The organism is Campylobacter concisus (assembly GCF_902460675.1).
Classification (GTDB): domain Bacteria; phylum Campylobacterota; class Campylobacteria; order Campylobacterales; family Campylobacteraceae; genus Campylobacter_A; species Campylobacter_A concisus_AJ.
Map to the genome: position 1 here is coordinate 1,147,993 of NZ_CABPUQ010000001.1, position 1,416 is coordinate 1,149,408.

The following is a 1,416-nucleotide window of genomic DNA, read 5'->3' on the forward strand; positions in this document are numbered from 1 at the left end:
ACTATGAGAAATTTAAAGAGGTATTTGAAGATACTTTAAAATATGTGCCGATACTTTACTCAGAAGTAGAGCTAAATGGTATTAAAAATACAGACAAAAATCCTTATGCTGAGTTTTTAAGAAAATATGATGACTATACTGGTAATTATGGTAATTATAAAATCCACGATCTAATTTATATAGTATTAGTGCAATACTCCCTAATAGATAAAAATGGTCACTTGGTTTTACCAGAGAATAGAAAAGAGGAGTAGTGTGCCTACTCCGAGCTTCTTTTATACCAGAATTATGATCATACTTCTATATTGCATTTCCTTAATATCATGGATAGATATTTTAAAAATATTAAATAAAACTGAGGGGAAATAAAGGGGAAAAATACAAAAAATAAGAAAACTTAAAGTTCCTGAAATATAGTTAAAATCGGGTTTTTAAAATGATTTTTAAAGAAGAATGGCTCCGGATGCTGGGTTCGAACCAGCGACCAAGTGATTAACAGTCACCTACTCTACCGCTGAGCTAATCCGGAACACTTAAAAGAAGTCGTATTATAGTTAGCAATCATTTAAAAATAGCTTAAATAGCTAAAAAATTTAGCCATTTTTCTTATAAATTATATATTTTAAACCACTCAAGCAAATTGCCTGAGTGGTTTAGAGTTTCACCAAAACAAGATCGTTTTGTTTAGTAGTCTTGTTTAAACAAATTTAAGTTTATTTAAAACTATAAAGAATAAGTGTTTTTTAAAACCTCTTCTTTCTAACCTCTTCAACTATGGCTTTAGCCATCTCATCTACTTCTGATGTTACTTCGTTTGCTTGATTAGCAATTACTACGTTTTCTTTTGTTAGGTGATCTATTTGAGCAACTGATTGATTTATCATATTTATGCCTTCGCTTTGCTCTTTGATTGATTCACTCATCTCATTTATTGATTGAGCTAGGACATTTGTATTTGCTTCTATCTCACCAAGTGATTTTTGAGTTCTTTCAGCTAGCTTTCTAACTTCATCAGCAACAACTGCAAATCCTCTACCGTGTTCTCCTGCACGTGCTGCTTCAATTGCAGCATTAAGTGCTAGAAGGTTTGTTTGATCTGCTATATCTCTAATGATAGTTATTATGTTTTTGATCTCATCACTTTGTCTTATAACATCAGCTGTCTTTTGAGAGATGGCATTCATTGAGCTTGACATTTGCTCAACTGCAGCAGCAGATTCTTGTAAGCTATTTGCTTGAGTGTTTGCTGAGCTTGCTACTTTAGATACTGATTCAGCTAGAAGTTTAGCTTTTTCTTCTAGTACTTGTGCTTGGTTTAGATTGTCATTTAGCATTTTAGATATCTCAATGCCTAGTGAGTTTATACCACTTGCTATCTTACCATCATCATCAAGTCTTTTTGTAAAGTCTTGGTTT

At 32.2% G+C, this 1,416-nt stretch carries 1 protein-coding gene, 1 tRNA gene and 1 pseudogene; 1 reads left to right on the top strand and 2 read right to left on the bottom strand.

Annotated features, from left to right (window positions below; all coding sequences use genetic code 11):
- A pseudogene (locus F3G88_RS05585) lies at positions 1 to 254 on the top strand (hypothetical protein); the annotation flags it as partial.
- 200 nt (positions 255 to 454) lie between these two features.
- On the opposite strand, the gene F3G88_RS05590 reads toward F3G88_RS05585, so the two are convergent.
- Together F3G88_RS05590 and F3G88_RS10465 are read right to left on the bottom strand one after the other, a co-directional pair.
- Positions 455 to 529: transfer RNA gene (locus tag F3G88_RS05590), tRNA-Asn, on the bottom strand.
- A gap of 214 nt (positions 530 to 743) precedes the next feature.
- The coding region (locus tag F3G88_RS10465; RefSeq protein ID WP_223228737.1) for a methyl-accepting chemotaxis protein at positions 744 to 1,416 on the bottom strand (673 nt) is incomplete at its 5' end.